The sequence below is a fragment of the Aurantiacibacter luteus genome, assembly GCF_001010945.1.
GTDB classification, from domain to species: domain Bacteria; phylum Pseudomonadota; class Alphaproteobacteria; order Sphingomonadales; family Sphingomonadaceae; genus Alteraurantiacibacter; species Alteraurantiacibacter luteus.
In genome coordinates this window covers 260,412-277,956 of the sequence record NZ_LBHB01000002.1, presented here as the reverse complement: position 1 = coordinate 277,956, position 17,545 = coordinate 260,412, and the positions used below count along the sequence as shown (strand labels likewise).

The 17,545-nt window shown below is 67.7% G+C and carries 17 protein-coding genes; all 17 read left to right on the top strand.

What is annotated here, in order from left to right; all coding sequences use genetic code 11:
* Positions 1-94: 94 nt before the first annotated feature.
* On the top strand, positions 95-2,452 hold the full coding sequence (locus AAW00_RS07750; protein ID WP_047003807.1) for an FtsK/SpoIIIE family DNA translocase: 2,358 nt from the start codon (positions 95-97) through the stop codon (positions 2,450-2,452).
* Between the two features lie 127 nt (positions 2,453-2,579).
* The gene (locus AAW00_RS14980) at positions 2,580-3,026 is read left to right on the top strand and encodes a hypothetical protein (RefSeq protein WP_156170010.1); all 447 of its coding nucleotides are present in this window, start codon (positions 2,580-2,582) and stop codon (positions 3,024-3,026) included.
* An 83-nt stretch (positions 3,027-3,109) separates the two neighbouring features.
* Complete coding sequence (locus AAW00_RS07745) at positions 3,110-3,583, top strand: ATP-dependent zinc protease family protein (protein WP_047003806.1); 474 nt, start codon at positions 3,110-3,112, stop codon at positions 3,581-3,583.
* A gap of 48 nt (positions 3,584-3,631) precedes the next feature.
* Positions 3,632-4,537 carry a 30S ribosomal protein S6--L-glutamate ligase gene (rimK, locus tag AAW00_RS07740; protein WP_047003805.1) on the top strand — a complete coding sequence of 302 codons (906 nt, stop codon included), beginning with the start codon at positions 3,632-3,634 and terminating at the stop codon, positions 4,535-4,537.
* A gap of 63 nt (positions 4,538-4,600) precedes the next feature.
* Positions 4,601-5,161, top strand: coding sequence for a DUF4402 domain-containing protein (locus AAW00_RS07735; RefSeq protein ID WP_047003804.1), 561 nt, complete (start codon positions 4,601-4,603; stop codon positions 5,159-5,161).
* A 3-nt stretch (positions 5,162-5,164) separates the two neighbouring features.
* Complete coding sequence (locus tag AAW00_RS07730; RefSeq protein WP_047003803.1) at positions 5,165-5,716, top strand: DUF4402 domain-containing protein; 552 nt, start codon at positions 5,165-5,167, stop codon at positions 5,714-5,716.
* A 172-nt stretch (positions 5,717-5,888) separates the two neighbouring features.
* A complete protein-coding gene (locus AAW00_RS07725) occupies positions 5,889-6,398 on the top strand; it encodes a DUF4402 domain-containing protein (protein WP_052761839.1) in 510 nt (169 codons plus the stop codon).
* Positions 6,399-6,461: 63 nt separating this feature from the next.
* Complete coding sequence (locus AAW00_RS07720) at positions 6,462-6,992, top strand: DUF4402 domain-containing protein (RefSeq protein WP_162199421.1); 531 nt, start codon at positions 6,462-6,464, stop codon at positions 6,990-6,992.
* 73 nt (positions 6,993-7,065) lie between these two features.
* Positions 7,066-8,022 carry a hypothetical protein gene (locus AAW00_RS07715; RefSeq protein ID WP_052761838.1) on the top strand — a complete coding sequence of 319 codons (957 nt, stop codon included), beginning with the start codon at positions 7,066-7,068 and terminating at the stop codon, positions 8,020-8,022.
* Positions 8,019-11,573: a carboxypeptidase-like regulatory domain-containing protein gene (locus tag AAW00_RS07710; RefSeq protein WP_052761837.1), complete on the top strand. Its 3,555-nt coding sequence runs from the start codon at positions 8,019-8,021 to the stop codon at positions 11,571-11,573. The genes AAW00_RS07715 and AAW00_RS07710 overlap by 4 nt, the downstream gene beginning before the upstream one ends.
* A 53-nt stretch (positions 11,574-11,626) precedes the next feature.
* On the top strand, positions 11,627-12,130 hold the full coding sequence (locus AAW00_RS07705; RefSeq protein WP_047003801.1) for an SRPBCC family protein: 504 nt from the start codon (positions 11,627-11,629) through the stop codon (positions 12,128-12,130).
* 169 nt (positions 12,131-12,299) lie between these two features.
* A complete protein-coding gene (locus AAW00_RS07700; RefSeq protein ID WP_047003800.1) occupies positions 12,300-13,091 on the top strand; it encodes a hypothetical protein in 792 nt (263 codons plus the stop codon).
* A gap of 12 nt (positions 13,092-13,103) precedes the next feature.
* Positions 13,104-13,724, top strand: coding sequence for a hypothetical protein (locus tag AAW00_RS15280; protein ID WP_047003799.1), 621 nt, complete (start codon positions 13,104-13,106; stop codon positions 13,722-13,724).
* Positions 13,725-13,776: 52 nt separating this feature from the next.
* A complete protein-coding gene (locus AAW00_RS07690) occupies positions 13,777-14,241 on the top strand; it encodes a hypothetical protein (protein ID WP_052761835.1) in 465 nt (154 codons plus the stop codon).
* 58 nt (positions 14,242-14,299) lie between these two features.
* Positions 14,300-14,443: a hypothetical protein gene (locus AAW00_RS14970; protein WP_156170009.1), complete on the top strand. Its 144-nt coding sequence runs from the start codon at positions 14,300-14,302 to the stop codon at positions 14,441-14,443.
* Positions 14,440-14,712 (top strand): hypothetical protein, encoded by a 273-nt coding sequence (locus AAW00_RS07685; RefSeq protein WP_047003798.1) that lies wholly within the window; start codon positions 14,440-14,442, stop codon positions 14,710-14,712. The genes AAW00_RS14970 and AAW00_RS07685 overlap by 4 nt, the downstream gene beginning before the upstream one ends.
* A 204-nt stretch (positions 14,713-14,916) precedes the next feature.
* Positions 14,917-17,538, top strand: a complete 2,622-nt coding sequence (locus AAW00_RS07680; RefSeq protein ID WP_047003797.1) for a TonB-dependent receptor plug domain-containing protein — start codon at positions 14,917-14,919, stop codon at positions 17,536-17,538.
* Positions 17,539-17,545 lie beyond the last annotated feature (7 nt).

Below are 17,545 nucleotides of genomic sequence, written 5' to 3'. Positions count from 1 at the left end.
AGCCCGCGGAGGCGGGTTCGCAAAACAAGTATTTGACCCCCGAGTCCCGCTGTGGGATTCTCCGGTGCGGGACGTAACCTCGGGGAATTCGATCATGGCCAGCCGGGCCGCCAGACCTAAAGCGGACTGGAAAGCCGCCTTTCGCCGCTCGCTCGCGCGCTCCGCGCAACTGACGGGTGCGGCGCTGCTCTATGCCTTTACGCTGTTCCTCGCGCTGGCGCTGGTCAGTTACCACCAGACCGACCCCTCGTTCTCCACCGCCGCGGGCGACACGGTGCGCAACTGGATGGGCACGCCCGGCGCCTATGTCGCCGATGCCGCGCTGTTCCTGTTCGGCTGGGTGGCGGTGCTGTTCCTGCCGCTGACCTATGTCTTCGCGCGCAAGCTGTGGCACGACGCCGAGGCGGAGGAACACTGGGACGGCAAGTGGTGGCGCGCGGTCGCGCTGCTGCTCGTCGCGATGGTGCTGCTGGCGACAGCGATGGCGCTGGCGACCGACCCGCGCGAGCACACCTGGCCCGCGGGATTCGGCGGGCTCGCCGGTCTCCTGGGCGAAAGCGGCATCCGCGCCGCCGCCGGCCTGCTGCCCGAAGGCTTCCGCTTCGTCGCGACGCTGGCGGGCGGGCTGACCGTGCTTGTGGCGGGCGCGGTGCTGGCGGGCAGGGTCTTCGCGGTCGACTGGGCTCGCCTGCTCGTCGCCCCGCGGTGGCTGACCGAGCCGCGCAGCCTGCGCACCCCTTCCAACCCGTTCGAGGCCAAGGCCAAGCGCAGTGAGAGGAAGCGCGCCGAACGCGCCGAGGCAAGCGAGGGCGAGGACGAGGACGGCGCGGTCGTGCCACTCGCCGACCGCCGCGCCCCGCGCATTACCGATGCGGCCAGCGCCGCGCGGCCCGCCAAGCCCGCCGCCACCCCGGCCTCGCAAAAGGACATGTTCGCCGAGTACGAGCTCCCCGGCATCGAACTGCTCGCCGAAGCGCCCGCCAACGCTGCCCCGCCGCTCGACAAGCTGGCGCTGGAGCGCAACGCGCGCCTGCTCGAAACCGTGCTCGACGACTTCAACGTCAAGGGCGAGATCACCGCGGTCAACACCGGCCCCGTCGTCACCATGTACGAGCTCGAGCCCGCCCCCGGCATCAAGGCCAGCCGCGTGATCGGCCTCGCCGAAGACATCGCCCGCAACATGAGCGCCATCAGCGCCCGCGTCGCCTCCATCCCCGGCAAGACGGTGATGGGTATCGAACTGCCCAATGCCGACCGCCAGATGGTGAGCTTCCGCGAACTGATCGCGTCCGAGGCCTTTGCCGAGAACAAGGGCGGGCTGCCGATCATCCTGGGCAAGGACATCGGCGGCGCGCCCATCGTGGCGGACCTTGCCGCCATGCCGCACCTGCTGGTGGCGGGCACCACCGGATCGGGCAAGTCGGTGGGCCTCAATGCCATCCTGCTGAGCCTGCTCTACCGCTTCACGCCGACCCAGTGTCGCCTGATCCTGATCGATCCCAAGGTGTTGGAGCTCAAGAGCTACGACGACATCCCCCACCTCCTCGCCCCCGTGGTGACGGAGCCGCACAAGTCGGTCCGCAGCCTCAAGTGGGCGGTGGAGGAGATGGAGCGCCGCTACCGCATGATGAGCGAGATCGGCGCGAGGAACCTCGCCGGCTTCAACGAGCGCGTCAGCGCCGCCGCCGCCAAGGGCAAGCCCCTGAAGCGCACCGTGCAGACCGGCTACGACCCCGACACGGGTGAGGCGATGGTCGAGGAAAAGGAGCTCGACTACGCCGTCCTGCCGCAGATCGTGCTGATCGTGGACGAGCTGGCGGACCTCATGGTCACCGTCGGCAAGGAGATCGAGGTGCTGATCCAGCGCCTCAGTCAGAAGAGCCGCGCCGCGGGCATCCACCTCATCATGGCGACCCAGCGCCCGAGCGTCGACGTCATCACCGGCGTCATCAAGGCGAACCTGCCCACCCGCATCAGCTTCAACGTGACGAGCCGCATCGACAGCCGCACGATCCTGGGCGAGCAGGGCGCGGAGCAGCTGCTGGGCAAGGGCGACATGCTCTACAAGCCCAACACCGGCGCGCTGAAGCGCGTCCACGGCCCCTTCGTCAGCGACGAGGAGGTCGAGCGCGTGGCCGACCACTGGCGCGCGCAGGGCGAACCCGCCTACGTCACCTCGGTCACCGAGGAACCCGAGGACGGCGGCGCCTTCGGCTTCGAGGACGAGTTCACCGCGTCCGATAACCCGGAGGAGCGCAAGTACCACCAGGCGATCCAGATCGTCGTCGAGAACCAGAAGGCCAGCGGTTCGTGGCTGCAACGCCAGTTGGGCGTGGGCTACAACACCGCCGCCAAGCTGATCGAGCGGATGGAGGAAGACGGCATCGTCGGCCCGGCGAACCACGTCGGGCGGCGAGAGATCTATCGGGATCGGGACGGGAATCCGTTGTAGACCACTTCCTGCCCGCAGAAATGTGGCCTGTAAGGACGCAACCAGCCTTGCTCATCTTTTGCTCATGACGCGCCCATGCTGCCCGTTGATAACGCCTGACCGAAGCGATCGCGGGAAGAATTAGATCATGACAGATGAGGCGCATTCCATCGGCAAAATCGCCGCGAAAATCGGTTGTGCGATTTTATTCGTTGCCTTTCTCATCTTCAGCCCGGGTCTGCTTTTCGTTGCTATGCTCATCACGATGTCGGAACGAACGATTTTCGATAGAGTCGCTTCGCCCGATGGCTCGTATGAAGCGAGGGTTCAGTTCGACGATGCCGGCGCGTTGAGTGGGTTCGAACGCGTTGTCTTCGTAAAACGACCTTGGAATCCGAGCGACACACCACGGTTGAGCTGCCGCGCTTTCTGGGGTCATGGGCGGGCAGAGATCGAGCTCAAATGGCGAGATGCGTCGACCCTTGAAGTGCGGCATCACTTCGCCCCGCAAAATGTTGCCGACAAAGTTAGCCGATGCGGCTCTATCGCAATAATCACTACGCCTGTTGCGCCCTTCGAAGATTTCGGACCATGACAAGCGCCGACGAGTTGTGCTTTGCTTCATGCTAACCAATCTCTTCTAGCCCCGCCGCACCCGATTTGCTCTAAACCCACCGCATGGAGGGACCGGGCAACAAACCGCGCGAGATGCGCATCGTGGGCTGGCGGGAAAAGGTGGACCTGCCGGAGCTCGGCCTGCGCGGGGTGCCGGCGAAGATTGATAGCGGCGCGCGCACCAGTTCGCTCCACGCCACCATCCTGGGCGAGTTTACCCGCGACGGGGAGCGATACGTGCGCTTCGCGGTCGATTACGGCCAGCAGCACGTGCGCCAGATCTGCGAGGCGGTGCACATCGACATTCGCGGCATCACCAGCTCCAACGGAGAGACGCAGCGGCGCATGATCATCAAGACGCCGCTCAGGCTCGGCGGCCTCACCTTTCGCGTCGAGATCAGCCTCGCCGACCGCAGCGACATGCGTTTCCCCATGCTGATCGGGCGTTCCTCGCTCAGGCGCAGGTTCCTTGTGGACTCGGGCCACTCGTGGTTGCAAACGCGGGGGGAGACGCCGGTCGCGGGGCACAAACCCTGACCCATCGGCGTTAATTCGCTCACAACCTGCCTGAAAGTCGTCACGTCGATGAAAATCGCCATGCTCGCGCGCAATCCGCGGCTCTATTCGCACCGCCGGCTGGTGGAGGCGGCGTTCGAGCGCGGGCACACGATGGATATCCTCAACACCACGCGCTGCAGCGTGAATATCGCCAGTCACCGGCCCACGGTCATGTACCACGGCTGGAACGTGACCGGCTACGATGCGGTCGTCCCGCGCATCGGTGCCTCGATCACGCAATACGGTCTTGCCGTGCTGCGCCAGTTCGAGATGCAGGGCGTGTGGACGCTGAACGAGAGCGTCGCCATCGGCCGCAGCCGCGACAAGCTGCGCTCGATGCAGATCCTCGCCAAGCACGGCCTCGGCCTGCCGCTGACCGCCTATGCCAACGATCCCAAGGAGGCCGAGGCGATCATCAAGGCGGTCAACGGCCCGCCGGTCGTCATCAAGCTGCTCGAGGGCACGCAGGGCATCGGCGTGGTGCTGGCCGAGACGATGAAGAGCGCCAAGTCCGTCATCGAGGCCTTCCGCGGAGCAAACGTCAACATCCTGGTGCAGGAGTTCATCAAGGAGGCCGGGGGCACGGATATTCGCGCGCTCGTGGTGGGCGGCAAGGTCGTCGCCTCGATGAAGCGTACCGGCGCGCCCGACGATTTCCGCAGCAACCTGCACCGCGGCGGCAGCGCCGAGCTCATCAAGATCACGCCGGAAGAGCGCAGCACGGCGGTGCGCGCGGCCAAGTGGATGGGGCTTAACGTGTGCGGTGTGGACATGCTGAGGTCTAACCACGGCCCGGTGATCATGGAGGTCAACTCCTCGCCCGGGCTTGAGGGGATCGAAAAGGCCACCGGCAAGGATATTGCCGGCATGATTGTCGATTTCATCGCCACCCATGCCAAGGCCGGACGCACCAGGACGCGCGGCAAGGGCTAGCGTGCACCCTAGGGGAAAGCGCGGGCGTTTTCACGGGCCACCCGCCGTGATAATGCTCCCCGCGTGAGCCCGCGCCGCCGCCTTTCCGCCACTCTCGCCGCGCTGACGGCCGCGAGCCTCGCGTGGACCAGCCCGCTCGGCGCCGCGGTGCCGAGCGTGCGCATCGTTCCCGAAAGCGATCTGCGCTTCGGCACCTTCATGGTCTTCGGCAGCGGCTCGCGCACGGTCAGCGCCACGGGGCTGGTGACGGACAATTCGATCGTCGCGCTGGAGGGCAATCCCACCGGCCCGGCGCGCTTCACCGTCAGCTACGATCGCGGCAACGAGAGCAATCACATCCTCGACATCGAGCTCGACGTGGTCGTCTCGCCGGTCGACCGCACGGTGCTGGGCGGGGTGGAAGGACGGCTGTCGGCCTTCCAGACCGATCTGTCGGGGGCGGGAGCCATCGTGCCCGGGCGCCCGATCCGCGTGCGCCTGCGCAACTGCCGCAACCGCGTATGCTCGCAGAGCTTCAGCGTGGGCGCGCGGCTCGACGTTACCCGCAGCTATGGCGGCGCGGACCTGGTCATCCCCATCCCCGTCGACGCGGCTGTGGTCTCGGTCATCCGGCAGACGCGCTAGGCCATGCGCGCGGCGGCACTTCTCCTGCTGGCGCTGCTCCTTCCCGCCAATGTCCATGCGCAGGAGGCCGCAGCCTCGGCCCGGGGCGGGGCCACGGCCGCGGTGGTCGATCCGCTGCGCATCGAATACCTGCGCGACCTCGCATTCGGCAGCCTGACCGTGGGCACGGCGGGCGAGGGCGCGGTCACGGTCTCGCCCGCGCCTGCCGGGGCCGCGCCGCGCTACACCGGAAGCGCCGCGCCGCTGTGCAGCGGGGGAACGGGCGCGGACTGCGCACCATACGCCGCGCAGATCGCCGTGCGCGGCGAACCCGGTCGCTCGTACCGGGTGGACCTGCCGGCGAGCGTCATGGCCTCGGGGCGGGCGACGGGACGCCAGCTCGCGGTCGAGGATCTCGTGGTGCGCAGCCGCGAACGCCCGCTGGCCGACCGGCGGGGCAGGCTCGATCCGCAGGGGCGCGACACGCTGGAAATCGGCGGCACCTTGCGCGTACCCGCGGCAACGCCCGCCGATCATTTCCGCGCTGAGCTGGCCGTGTTCGTCGCCTACGACTGAGCGTGAAGGTCGCGAGCCCGCGCTCGCCCTGCTACGTAAAACACCCTAAGGCCTGAAAGGGTTGTTAACTATTACGCGCTATCCCCTGCCTCGTGCTCGACAGGAATTAACCAGTTCCTTGGGCGCCGGGCACCCGTTCGTGGGTGAGATCTTTAGATTGGGGATACCAACGATGAAAAAGTTTGCAGTTCTCTCGGCGGTCGCTCTGACCGCGCTCGCCACCCCGGCCTTCGCCGCTCCCGGCGACAGCGACAGCGCCGACGGCGCCGCCACCGCGCAGATCGTTTCGCCGATCACTTTGACCCACGTTGCGGGCGCCGTGCTCGACTTCGGCACCTTCACCACCGGCGACACCGGCGGCACGATCGTCGTGACGCGCGGGGGTGCCGGCACGGCTTCGGGCGAAGTCGCCCTGCTGCAGGGTTCGCTCGAAGCGGCCGACCAGTTCACCGTCTCGGGCGACGCCGGCCGTCGCTTCTCCATCACCACCGGCGGGGGCAGCGTCTCGAACGGTGCCGCCACGCCCACCACGATGGCCTTCACCACCGACGCGCGTGCCAACCACACGCTCGACACCGCGGGTGCGGCATCGTTCTCGGTCGGCGGCACGCTGACCGTCCTCGGCGGCGAGCCGGCCGGTACCTACACCGGTTCGTACGCCGTCACCGTGGCCTACAACTAAGACACGCTCGGGCGCGCAGGGCCTTCGGCAATGCGCGCCCGAATTGTATCGGAGCCCCGCTTCGTGCGCCCAGCGACATTCCTGTCCGGTGCCGCCTTGCTGGCTGGTGCCCTCGTCCCGATCGCGGCCCACGCCGAACCGGGCGACAGCGAGACCGAGAGCGGTGTCGCGGCGGCGCAGGTCGTCGCCATGGGCTCGGTCCATCGCCTGGCCGACCTGCGCTTCGGCGCCTTTCCGTCGCCCACCGCGGCGGCCACGATGACGGTCAACCCCGACGGCAGCGTCGCCGCCACGGGGCAGCTCGCGACCACGATGAACCTGTTCACCACGGCCGACGGTCGCGGACCGGGGCGGTTCCGCATCCAGGGCACCAACAACCGGGCCTTCGTGGCATTCCTGCCCAGCCGCGTGACCATCACCAGCGGCACCAACTCGATGCTGGTCGACCGGATGCGCAGCAATGTGTTCGGCAACGTCCGGCTCGATCTGGACGGCAAGTTCATCTACACCGTGGGCGGCCGCCTCAACGTGCCGGCCAACCAGGCGCCCGGCAGTTACCGCGGCGAATACACCTTGACGGTGCTCTTCCTGTAAACCGCCCTTGCCAAGGATTCCGTAGTTTTACATAGCACGGGACGAGGGCTTACGCCCGCGAGGGAGCATCGTCATGTTTTGGGTCGCCACCAGGGTGAAGCGCACGCTTCGCACCGCACTGCTCACAGCACTTGCCGCATCGCTGGCCTGCACCGCGCAGGCGCAGGATATCGAGGACGAGGCACCGCCGCTGCCCGATGTCGAGGCCGGGGCCGTTCCGGAAGGATCGGTCGGCGGCATGGGCGACATCAATCTCTATCCCAAGCGGGTGACGATGGACGCCCGTTCGCGGATCGCCTCGATCGGCCTCTACAACCGCACCATCGACCCCGGCGAGTACGAGATCTCGGTCGTCGACATGGTGATGACGCCGGAGGGCGACGTCTATCCGGTCGACAACCTGCCGCCCGGCGTCTCGACCGAGCGGCTGCGGCCCGCCAGCGGGTTCCTCCGCTGGTCCCCGCGCCGCGTGCGCCTGCTCGGCAGCGAGGCGCAGACCGTGCGCATCATGGCGCGCCCCTCTGCCGACCTGCCCGACGGCGAATACCGCGCGCACTTCATGGCGGTCTCGGTGCCGCAGGACGTCGACCAGGGCCTGACAATCGACGATGCCGTCGGCGGGGCCGATGGCTCCGCGCCTGATATCGGCGTGCTGATCCGCCCGCGTTTCGGCATCTCGATCCCGATCATCGTGCGCGTGGGCGAGACCACGCTCGACGTGGGGCTGGAACGCCTCGGCTTCGTCGACACGCCCGAAGGCCGCGCCATCGGCATGACGATCACCCGGCAAGGGAGCCGCTCCGCCTTCGGCGACATCACCGTGACCGCCGCCGGCAGTTCCGAACCCGTCGCGATCGCGCGCGGCATCGGCGTCTATCCCGAGATCGATTCCCGCGAGGTGATCCTCGGCCTCAGCCCGCAGTTCGACACCACGTTGCTGCGACCGGGCACCGTGCTGACGGTCACCTATACCGACGACGATTTCGCGCCCGGCGAAACCTTGGCGAGCAGTAGTTTCGTCGTGCCGTGAAACGCCTGCGCGCCATCGGCTTGTTGGCGCCGGCCACTCTCGGCACCACGCTGGCCTGGACGAGTGCCGCAGGGAGCACTTCAGGCGATGGCGGCCCCGGTTCCGGTGCAGACGGTCTCGTAGAGGCCTCGCCCGCGCTGGCATCCCGCTTCGCGCTGCCCGTCTTGCCCGACGGGTGGGTACCAACGATCGCCGTCGACGGGCAGGGGGAAGCCGCGGCCAAGCGGCGCGGGGCGCTGCCCAAGCCCCGCTTCGGGGCGCCGCCGGCAAGGCCGCTGCCGGCGCTGGATGCGAGCGGTCCGTCGCGTCCGGCAGGCGAGCCGCCTGCCAAGCTCGGCTTCGCCCGTCTCGATGCCCTTGACCCGCCATCGGTCCGTCTTGACCTGCCCACCGCCCCGCAAATCGGCCTGACGAGCGTCCCGTTGCTGGCAGTACCCGGCCCCGTGACGGAGCTCGCCCCCGCGCGGGAGACGGCCGACCCCCTGCCGGCGGAAGACGGGAAGGCGACGTTCTTTCCCGAGCCCAGCTTCGGTCCGGAGGCGCGGGCTGCGGCGGACCCGGCGTTGCCACCGCCACCGCCGCCGCCGGCAGGCACCGTATCGGCATCGCCCGACCTCGACAGTCTGCTACTGCGCCTGGAAGGCAGTGCCGGACAATTCGCGCCGATCATGCCGGGTGCCGAAGATCTCGCGCGCCTGTCCTCGCCGGTGCTGACCGAAGCCGCGCTCGCCCCCGAAGCCGTGCTGACCCCGGCGCCCGCTTCACCGTCCGAGGAGGTCGCGGACGAAATCGCCGAACCCGCGCCGCCCGAAGCCGCGGACGATCCACCCGCCGCCACGATCGCGCCCGAAGCCGCGCCCGAGCCGCCACCCCAGTCGCGCACCACGGATCTCACGCCGGGGCGGCAGACCTTTCCCACCACCAGCGCCGATGCGCCCGCCTTCACCATCGACGACGAGCTGATCCTGCAGGTCAAGGTCAGCGGCTTCGACGCGACCGACACCATCGTCGCCTTCGGCACGCGAGACGGGGTATTCCTGCCGCTGGGCGAACTGTCGCTGATCCTCGACCTCGCCATCCGCGTGAGCGACGGGGGCAACTACGCCAGCGGCTGGTTCCTGTCGGAGGATCGCACCCTTACCCTCGACCTGCGGCAGGGCCTGGTCGAGACCGCCGACGGCTCCGCCCCGCTGGCGCGCAACCTGGCGCAGGCCTTCGAGGGCGAGCTCTACGTGCGCAGCGACCTCCTGTCCTCGCTGCTGCCGCTCGAATTCGCGCCCAACCTGCGCTCGCAGGCGGTGCTGCTGACCACGCTGGAGCCCTTCCCGTTCGAGGAGCGGATGCGCCGCGAGGCGGATCGCGCGCGGCTGTCGCAGCGCGGCGGCGATACCCGCCCGCGCGAGACCTGGCCGCGCGAGGAAACGCCCTGGTTGCCCTTTTCGATGCCCATCGGCGACGTCGAACTGCGCGCCGTTTCCGACAGCCCGCGGGGGACCCGCGGCGAGGTGGACCTGCGCCTCGCCGGCGACCTCGCGTGGATGACGGCGGAGGTCTATCTCGGCGCGACCACCAGCGACGGGCTCGTCTCCTCGCTCGTCTCGCTGGGGCGGCGGGATATCGATGCAGAACTGCTGGGACCGCTGAATGCGACCGAGTTCCGCGTCGGCGATGTAGCCACCCTGCCCATGCCGATGGGCCTGCGCGGCGCGACGGGGCGCGGCGGTTACGTCACCAACCACCGCTTCGAATCCTATTCGGTGTTTGACCGCATCGACCTGCGCGGCCTGCTGCCCGACGGCTACGAGGTGGAACTCTATCGCAACGACGTTCTGCTTGGCTCCACCGCGCAGGCGGTGAACGGACAGTACGAATTCCTCGAAGTGCCGGTCGACTACGGGCTCAACGTCTTCCGCCTCGTGTTCTACGGACCGCAGGGGCAGCGGCGCGAGGAGGTGCGGCGGCTGAGCGTGGGCGACGGGCGGCTGTCGCCCGGCGAGCTCGAATACTCCTTCGGCGCGGTGCAGAACGGCACCAACCTGCTCGGCGTTCAGGGGCCGGAGTTCCGGCCCGGCCTGCGCTATGGCCAGTGGCAGACGGTGGGCGAGATGGCCTACGGTTTCAGTCCCGCGCTCACCGGCGTCGCCAGCGCCGCCTTCTTCGAGGACGAGGGCCGCCAGCGCTGGCTGGCAACGGCGGGGGTGCGTACGGGGCTCGGCCCGCTGGCCCTGCGCGCCGATATCGGCACCTCGGACGGTGGCGGCCACGCGCTGGGCGTGGGCCTGGGCGGGCCGGCGCTGGGCGGCGCCTTCACCCTCTCGCACTTCGAATACGGCGGCGGCTTCGTAGATGAGGTGCGCAGCTTCACCAGCCAGTCGCTGCGGCGCGCGACCGAGCTGGATTTCAACACCACCATCGGCCTCGCGAGCGCCGTGGACGGCGTCTCGCTCCCGCTCAACCTGCGTGCCCGGCGGCTGGAATTCGCCGATGGCCGCAGCCAGATGAACGCGGCGCTGCGGGCCTCGGCGCGGTTTTCCGGCCTGCTCGCATCGAACACCCTGGAATTCAGCCGTTCGACCAACCCCGGCGGCCCCACATTCACGCAGCTGGCCGGCGATTTCAACCTCGCCACCTTCAACCGCTCGCGCACGCAGGTTCGCGGATCGCTGGGCTACCGCATCCTGCCCGACCCCGCGCTGGTTCAGGTCTCGGCCGACGTGCACCACGCACTCGACGATCGCACCGTCGTCAACGCCTCGGCCGCCTACGCGCTGGAAAGCCGCGAGTTCACGGTGGGCGTCTCCGCGGTGCGCGAGTTCGAACGCTTCACCCTCGCGCTCGACGGGCAGTACGCGCTGCAACAGCGCACCTACGCGGTGGCGCTGCGGCTGGGCTTCAGCTTCGGCCGCGACCCGCTGCAGGACAGGTTCTTCATCACCTCGCCCGGCAAGGCGAGCTCGGGCGCGGTGGCGCTGCGGGCCTTCCAGGACCGCGACGGCGACCTCCTCTACGGCCCCGGCGACACGGCCTTGCCGGAGGTGACCTTCACCGCTTTCAACAATACCGCCAGCACCGACGAACGCGGCTTCGCGCGGCTGGGCGAACTGGGCGACGGCACGCCCGTCGCGGTGCAGGTCGATCCCTCCAGCCTGCCCGACATCGCCATGGCGCCGGTCAATCGCGGGGTGGAGATCGTGCCCCGGCCCGGACGCTTCCACGTGCTCGACTTCCCCGTCGTCGAGGTGAGCGAGGTCGAGGGCACGGTCACCTTCGTCGACGGCGCCAACGAGCGCGGCGTCTCGGGCCTGCGCCTTTTGCTGCGCGGCGCGCGCGAGGGCGCCGAATACTGGACCCGCACCGAGCGCGGTGGATACTATTTCTACGAACAGGTCATGCCCGGCGAATACGAGGTGGTGATCGACCCCGAGCAGGCCGCGCGGCTGGGCATCTGTCTCGACGCGGGCGAACCGCTGGTGGTGTCCTCGCAAGGCAGCTTCGTCGAGCGCAACCTGACTGTGCGCGTGTGCGAACAGGCGCAGCTTGCGGGTTCTTAGCCCGGTCTTTACGTTTCGCGTGCCAACATCATGGCGCGAAGGGAGGGACCGTCATGTTCGGACTGTTTGGAAAGAAGGGGCCGGCCGGCGACGGGCCGATCATCGTCAGCCATTCCACGCTGATCGACTGCCATCCGGAGCATCTCTATCGCACGGTCGATTTCGGCGACGAGCGCTGCTGGAAAAAGGCCGTCGGCAGCGTCGAGCGCACGGGCGAGGGCACCTTTCTCATGCGCGTGGACATGGCGCCCGACCTGCAATTTCCGATCACCGTGCTCGAGGCGGTGCCGGAAGAAGCATACGCCTACGAATGCACGATCGAGCCCAAGGTCGGGCGGCTGGTCAAGTCGGTCGAACGCTACGACATGAGCGAGCATGAAGGCCAGACGCACGTCACCCTGACCATGCTCGCCGAGATGGACCCCGGCATGACCGCGCGAGAACGCAAGCACGAGAGCGAGATGTTGATGATGGCCGGCAGCAATGCCCTCGCCAAGCTGAAGATCCATATCGAGGAAGGCGTGGAGACCATCCGCCAGATCGAAGCGATGCAGTAGGCGGGAGAAGCCGAGCAGCTTGCCAAGGCGCATCTTCGCCCGTCGACGGCCCGGTCGTGCAATGGGTTAACGCCGTTGACCCTGGGACTGGATGGTCGCAGCATCCCCCGCGTGCCGCACCGAGTCGTCGAAACGACCGGCGAAGCGCACAGCGAAAAGGGGATCAATCATGCTCAGCATCAAGACCGCGTCCGCCCTCTTGGCATCCACCGGCCTCGTCCTCATGCCCATCGCAGCGCAGGCGGATACTGCCTCGCAGCTCAGCGACATCAACGGGATGAACGCATCGAGCGCGCAGAACGCACTGGAGCAGCGAGGCTTCAGCTATGTCTCCAACAACACCAATTCGATGGGCTACGTCTACAGCTACTGGTGGGACGAGGGCGACGACGACTGCGTGCAGGTCGAGGCATACCGGGGCGTGATCGAATCGATCTCCGATGCGAGCGACCAGGATTGCGGCCATCACACCGGCGGCAATGCGGGTGCGGCGGTCGCGGCCATCGCCGGGGCTGCCATCCTTGGCGCCGTACTGTCGCATCGCAGCCATCACCACGACGACAACCAGCATTCCGCCGACGCTTCGGCGGAGCGCGATTACGAGATCGGCTACACCGACGGGCTGCACAATGCCGCCTATCACAACCCCGGCCGGTCGGAGGCCTATTCCTCCGGCTATACCGCGGGGGTGGACGAGCGCAGCGCCAACCTCTCGCACCATTCGGGGCGCGGCGGATATGTCGCGGCGGCGCGGCTCGACGACCTCAACGGTGCGCGCGCGGCGGGCGGCATGGAGGAGCTCGAGAGGCGCGGGTTCCGCCAGGTGGACAACTTCACCAGCGGCAATGCGCGCTACTCCATCCAGTGGAACGCGCAGACCCGCCAGTGCGTGCAGGTGACCGTGGCCGACGGACACTTTTACGACGTCAGGGATATCGGCACCAACCCGAACTGCCGTTGAGGAGAGCTGACGATGCGTACAATCCTGCTGGCAGGCGCAATGGCTGCGTTCTCCCTCGGCGCCTGCGGCGCGCAATCTGACGATGCGGACATGGCCGCCGACACGACGGACGACGATGGCGGCGCGGTCGCGGCGATGGCCATCCCGGAAAGCCTCGCCCCGTTCGGCAGCGGGTATCCCGATCCCGGCGATGCCTGTCGCAACCTCGGCGAATCCCCGGCCACGTCGAACTACCTCGACGACAGCGCCGTGCTCGTCGGCTGCCCCGACGAGGCCTCGGCCGAAGCGCTCGGCGGGCGCATCGTGGGCAACGTAGAGGGTGTACGGATCGTCTCCGTGCCGATGGGCGATGCCAATGTCGGCATGGGCGAGAACGGACCCACAGGCGGTGCGACGTCCGCTGCAACCACCATTCCCGTGCGCGGAGCCAATAGCCTCGAAACCCGCTGTGCCGACCGCGTGGCGGCCGAAACCGGGGCAAGTGTCGCGGGGACCAACCGCATCGAAGAATCCGAGGCGGCCATCGCGATCTACGTCAATGTCGATGGAGCCAGCGCGCCCTGGCGCTGCCTTGCGAACCGCGACGGCAGCATAAGCGAAGTGATGTTCACCGGCGACGAGGGCGCGCTCTGACGCGCCTGTGTCCTGACGGGAGACGAATGATGAAAAAGCAGACCTGGCCGCATTGCTCGCCACCTCGCTCGCCTGCGCCCTTGCAGCCTGCGGCGACGGGACGACAGCCGATCAGCCGGACGCAGAGGCAGTCACGGCTGCCGGTACGGCAGGCACGGCCGCAGCCGATGCCGCACCCGCCGCCCAGAGCGAGGATGCGCTCGTCCCCGGCACCGAGTACAACGCCACGACCATCCTCGATTGCAGCTTCGACGGGGTGGCCGTCGGCGAAGGTTGCAACGCCGGCGTCGTTCGGAACTGGGGCGAGGACGGCAAGCATCTGGTCGAGGTGACCAAGCCCGACGGCACGAAGCGCGCGATCTTCTACGACGGCACGACCCCCACCGGCGCGGACAGCGCCGAGGCCGACGGCTCCGCCGGATGGGATTTCGACGCGACGCGCGACGGCGATACCGTCACGATCGTCTTCGGGCCCGAAACCTACGTGGTCCCCGACGCTGTAATCACGGGTGGTTGACCAAGACGTCAACCCTCAAGTCTCGCAGTCAAACAGTACTCAATTCAAAGGTATCACGATGAACGATGGCACCCGGAAAGAAGCCGGCAAGGTATGGACCTCTCCCCTTGTGATCGACCTTGATAAATCCATCGAGGATGCGGCGTCGGGCTTCGGCAACATCGGTGACGGCGGCGTTTTCCCGGACAATTTTTCGAGTTGAGGGATGTAGAAGGAGCGCCGAGGCGGACGGCCTTCAAGTGGCTGCTGCTGGTGTTCGTGGCGCTTTATATCGTCGCGCTGTTCCTGCTTGCCGTGGGCACTTTCGGCTGGTTCGGGCAGGAGCGGGATCCGCTCTCTGCCGTGTTCCTCTTGCCGCTCGGCCTGCCGTGGAACCTCATCGCCGACAGGCTGGGGCTCGAGGGGGCGACCATCATGGTGCTCGCACCGCTGATCAACGCAGGTCTGTTGTACTGGCTCTGGCGCCGCTGAGCGGCGCCTTGCCGGCGCGCTGACGATCAGGCGAAACCCCGCCGCCACGCCCCTCTCCCGCATCGGTGCGCGTGCGGCCGCGCAACGCATTAATTGTGGCACAATAGTATCACCGCTTGCGCAATCGCTTGGTGAATCTTCCCGTCGCCGCTGGGCCCTTGTAACAAAATGACCTTCAGTCGTCATGCAGGAGGGTAGATCATCATGTCGGTACGTTCGTCCATTCGCGCAGGCTGCGCCCTTGTCGCACTCGCTGTCGCCGGCCTGTCGCAAGCCGCCTATGCACAAAGTTCCGACACGCAGGACATCGCCGCCGATGATGCGTCACAGATCATTGTGACCGGCACCCGCCGGACCGACCGGACCGTGGCCGAAAGCACGGTACCCGTCGACGTGATCGGATCGGAAGCGCTGACCAACCAGGGCGCGACGGAAACCAACCGGCTGCTCAACAACCTCGTCCCCTCGTTCAACTTCCCGCAGCCCTCGCTGACCGACGGCACGGACTCCCTGCGCCCCGCCACCCTGCGCGGCCTTGCGCCCGACCAGGTGCTGGTGCTGGTCAACGGCAAGCGGCGGCACATGTCCTCGCTGCTCAACCTCAACGGGTCCATCGGACGCGGTTCGGCAGCGGTGGACATGAACACGATCCCGCCGCTCGCCATCGACCGGATCGAGGTGCTGCGTGACGGGGCCTCGTCGCAGTACGGCTCGGACGCCATCGCGGGGGTCATCAACATTCGCCTGCGCAGCAGCGAGGGCGGCCGGGCGCAGGCCACCTACGGCCGCTACATCACCACCCTCGACGGGGTGGACCAGGTCGCCTCGGTCTCGCCGACCGTCACCACCAGCGCGAACGAATTGCCGGTCATCACCTACACCGGCGAGGATCGCACCCGGCGCGACGGCGATACCTACACTTTGGCATCGAACTTCGGCCTGCCGGTGGGCGACGCGGGATTCCTCAACCTGACCGTGGAATACAAGGACCGCGATCCCACCAACCGCTCCGGCCCCGACATCCGCCGCCAGTATTCGGGCCTCGGCGACCCGCGTGAGACGACCTTCGACCGCTACAGTCACCGCTTCGGCGACGGCGAATCCGAGGATCTGAACCTCTTCGCCAACGCCGGTCTCGACCTCGGCAACGCCATCGAGTTCTACGCCTTCGGCAGCTACGGCAACCGCGAGGGCAACGGCGCGGGCTTCTACCGCCGCTCGCTCGACAGCCGCAACGCCGACTTCGCCAACGGCGGCCGCCCGTTCTACCCCGACGGCTTCCTGCCGCTCATCAACAGCTCGATCGAAGACATTGCCGCCTTTGCCGGCATCCGCGGCGAATCGGGCGCATGGAGCCTCGATCTGTCGGCGGGCTACGGCACCAACCGCCTCGACTACCGCATCACCAACACCTTCAACACCTCGCTCGGCGGCAACGTCAGCCCGACCGAATTCGAGGCCGGCGGCCTGCGCTCGGGCCAGACATCGGTCAACTTCGATGCCCGGCGCGACCTCGCGCTCGGCCTCGGCGACACGTCCTTCGCCATGGGCGCGGAGTGGCGCAACGAGAACTACCGCATCGTCCCGGGAGAGGTCGGCAGCTACGTCGCCGGACCGTTCTTCTTCAGCAACGGGGCCCCTCCGGGGGCGCAGGTCTTCCCGGGCTTCTCGCCGACGACCGCGGTCGACGAATCGCGCAACTCGGTCGCCGTCTATGCCGAGATCGACAACGATTTCACCGATACCCTCAACGTGCAGGTCGCCGGCCGGTTCGAGCGGTTCTCCGATTTCGGCAGTACGCTGAACGGCAAGGTCGCCGCGCGGTTCGAGCCGGTGGAGGGCATCGCCCTGCGCGGTTCGGCCTCCACCGGGTTCCGCGCGCCGGGTATGGCGCAGCAGTTCTTCTCCACCACCTCGACCAACAACGTGGGCGGCCAGCTGATCGAGATCGGCACCTTCCCGGTGGGTTCGCCCATCGCGGTGGCGCTGGGCGCGCAGCCGCTCGAGCCCGAGGAATCTGTCAACCTGGGTGCGGGCGTGGTCTTCACCATGGTCCCCCGCCTCAACGTCACGGTCGACTACTACAACATCAAGATCGACGACCGTATCGTGCTGACCGAAAACCTGCAGGGCGCCGACGTGGTGGCCTTGCTGAGGGCAGCGGGCGTGGCGGGTTCGTCCGCACGTTTCTTCATCAACGGCATCGACACCCGCACCGAGGGCCTCGACGTGGTCGCCAACTACCGCGTGCCCGACGTGCTGGGCGGCTCACTGTCGCTGACCGCGGGCTTCAACGTCAACGACACCACCATCACCGACCGGCGCGAGTTCAGCGGCTTTACCGCCAACCGCCTGTTCGCCCGGCAGGAAAGCCTGCGCCTGACCGACGGACAGCCGAGCAACAAGCTGAACCTCGGCATGACCTACGACCGCGATCCGTTCGGCTTCACGCTCAACGCCAACCGCTTCGGCAGCGTGCTGATCCCCGACGGCGTCACCACCGCCACCGTGAACGGCGCAGCCTCCAGCGACGCGAATCCGCAGATCAGGAACGACATCAACGTGGCGCCGGGCGATGCGCCGGGCGATTTCGAGCTGACGCCCAAGTGGGTCCTCGACCTCGAACTGCGCTACAACATCGTCGAAGCGGTGCAGCTGGCGGTCGGCGCGAACAACCTGCTCGACGAATATCCCGACCGCCTGCCCTTCGGCACCGTCGACGGTGTGAACTATGGGCTCAACAACGCCTTCCTGCCGTACTCGTCGCTCTCGCCCTTCGGGTTCAGCGGGCGGTTCGTCTACGGTCGCATCGCCGTGGAGTTCTGATCGAACG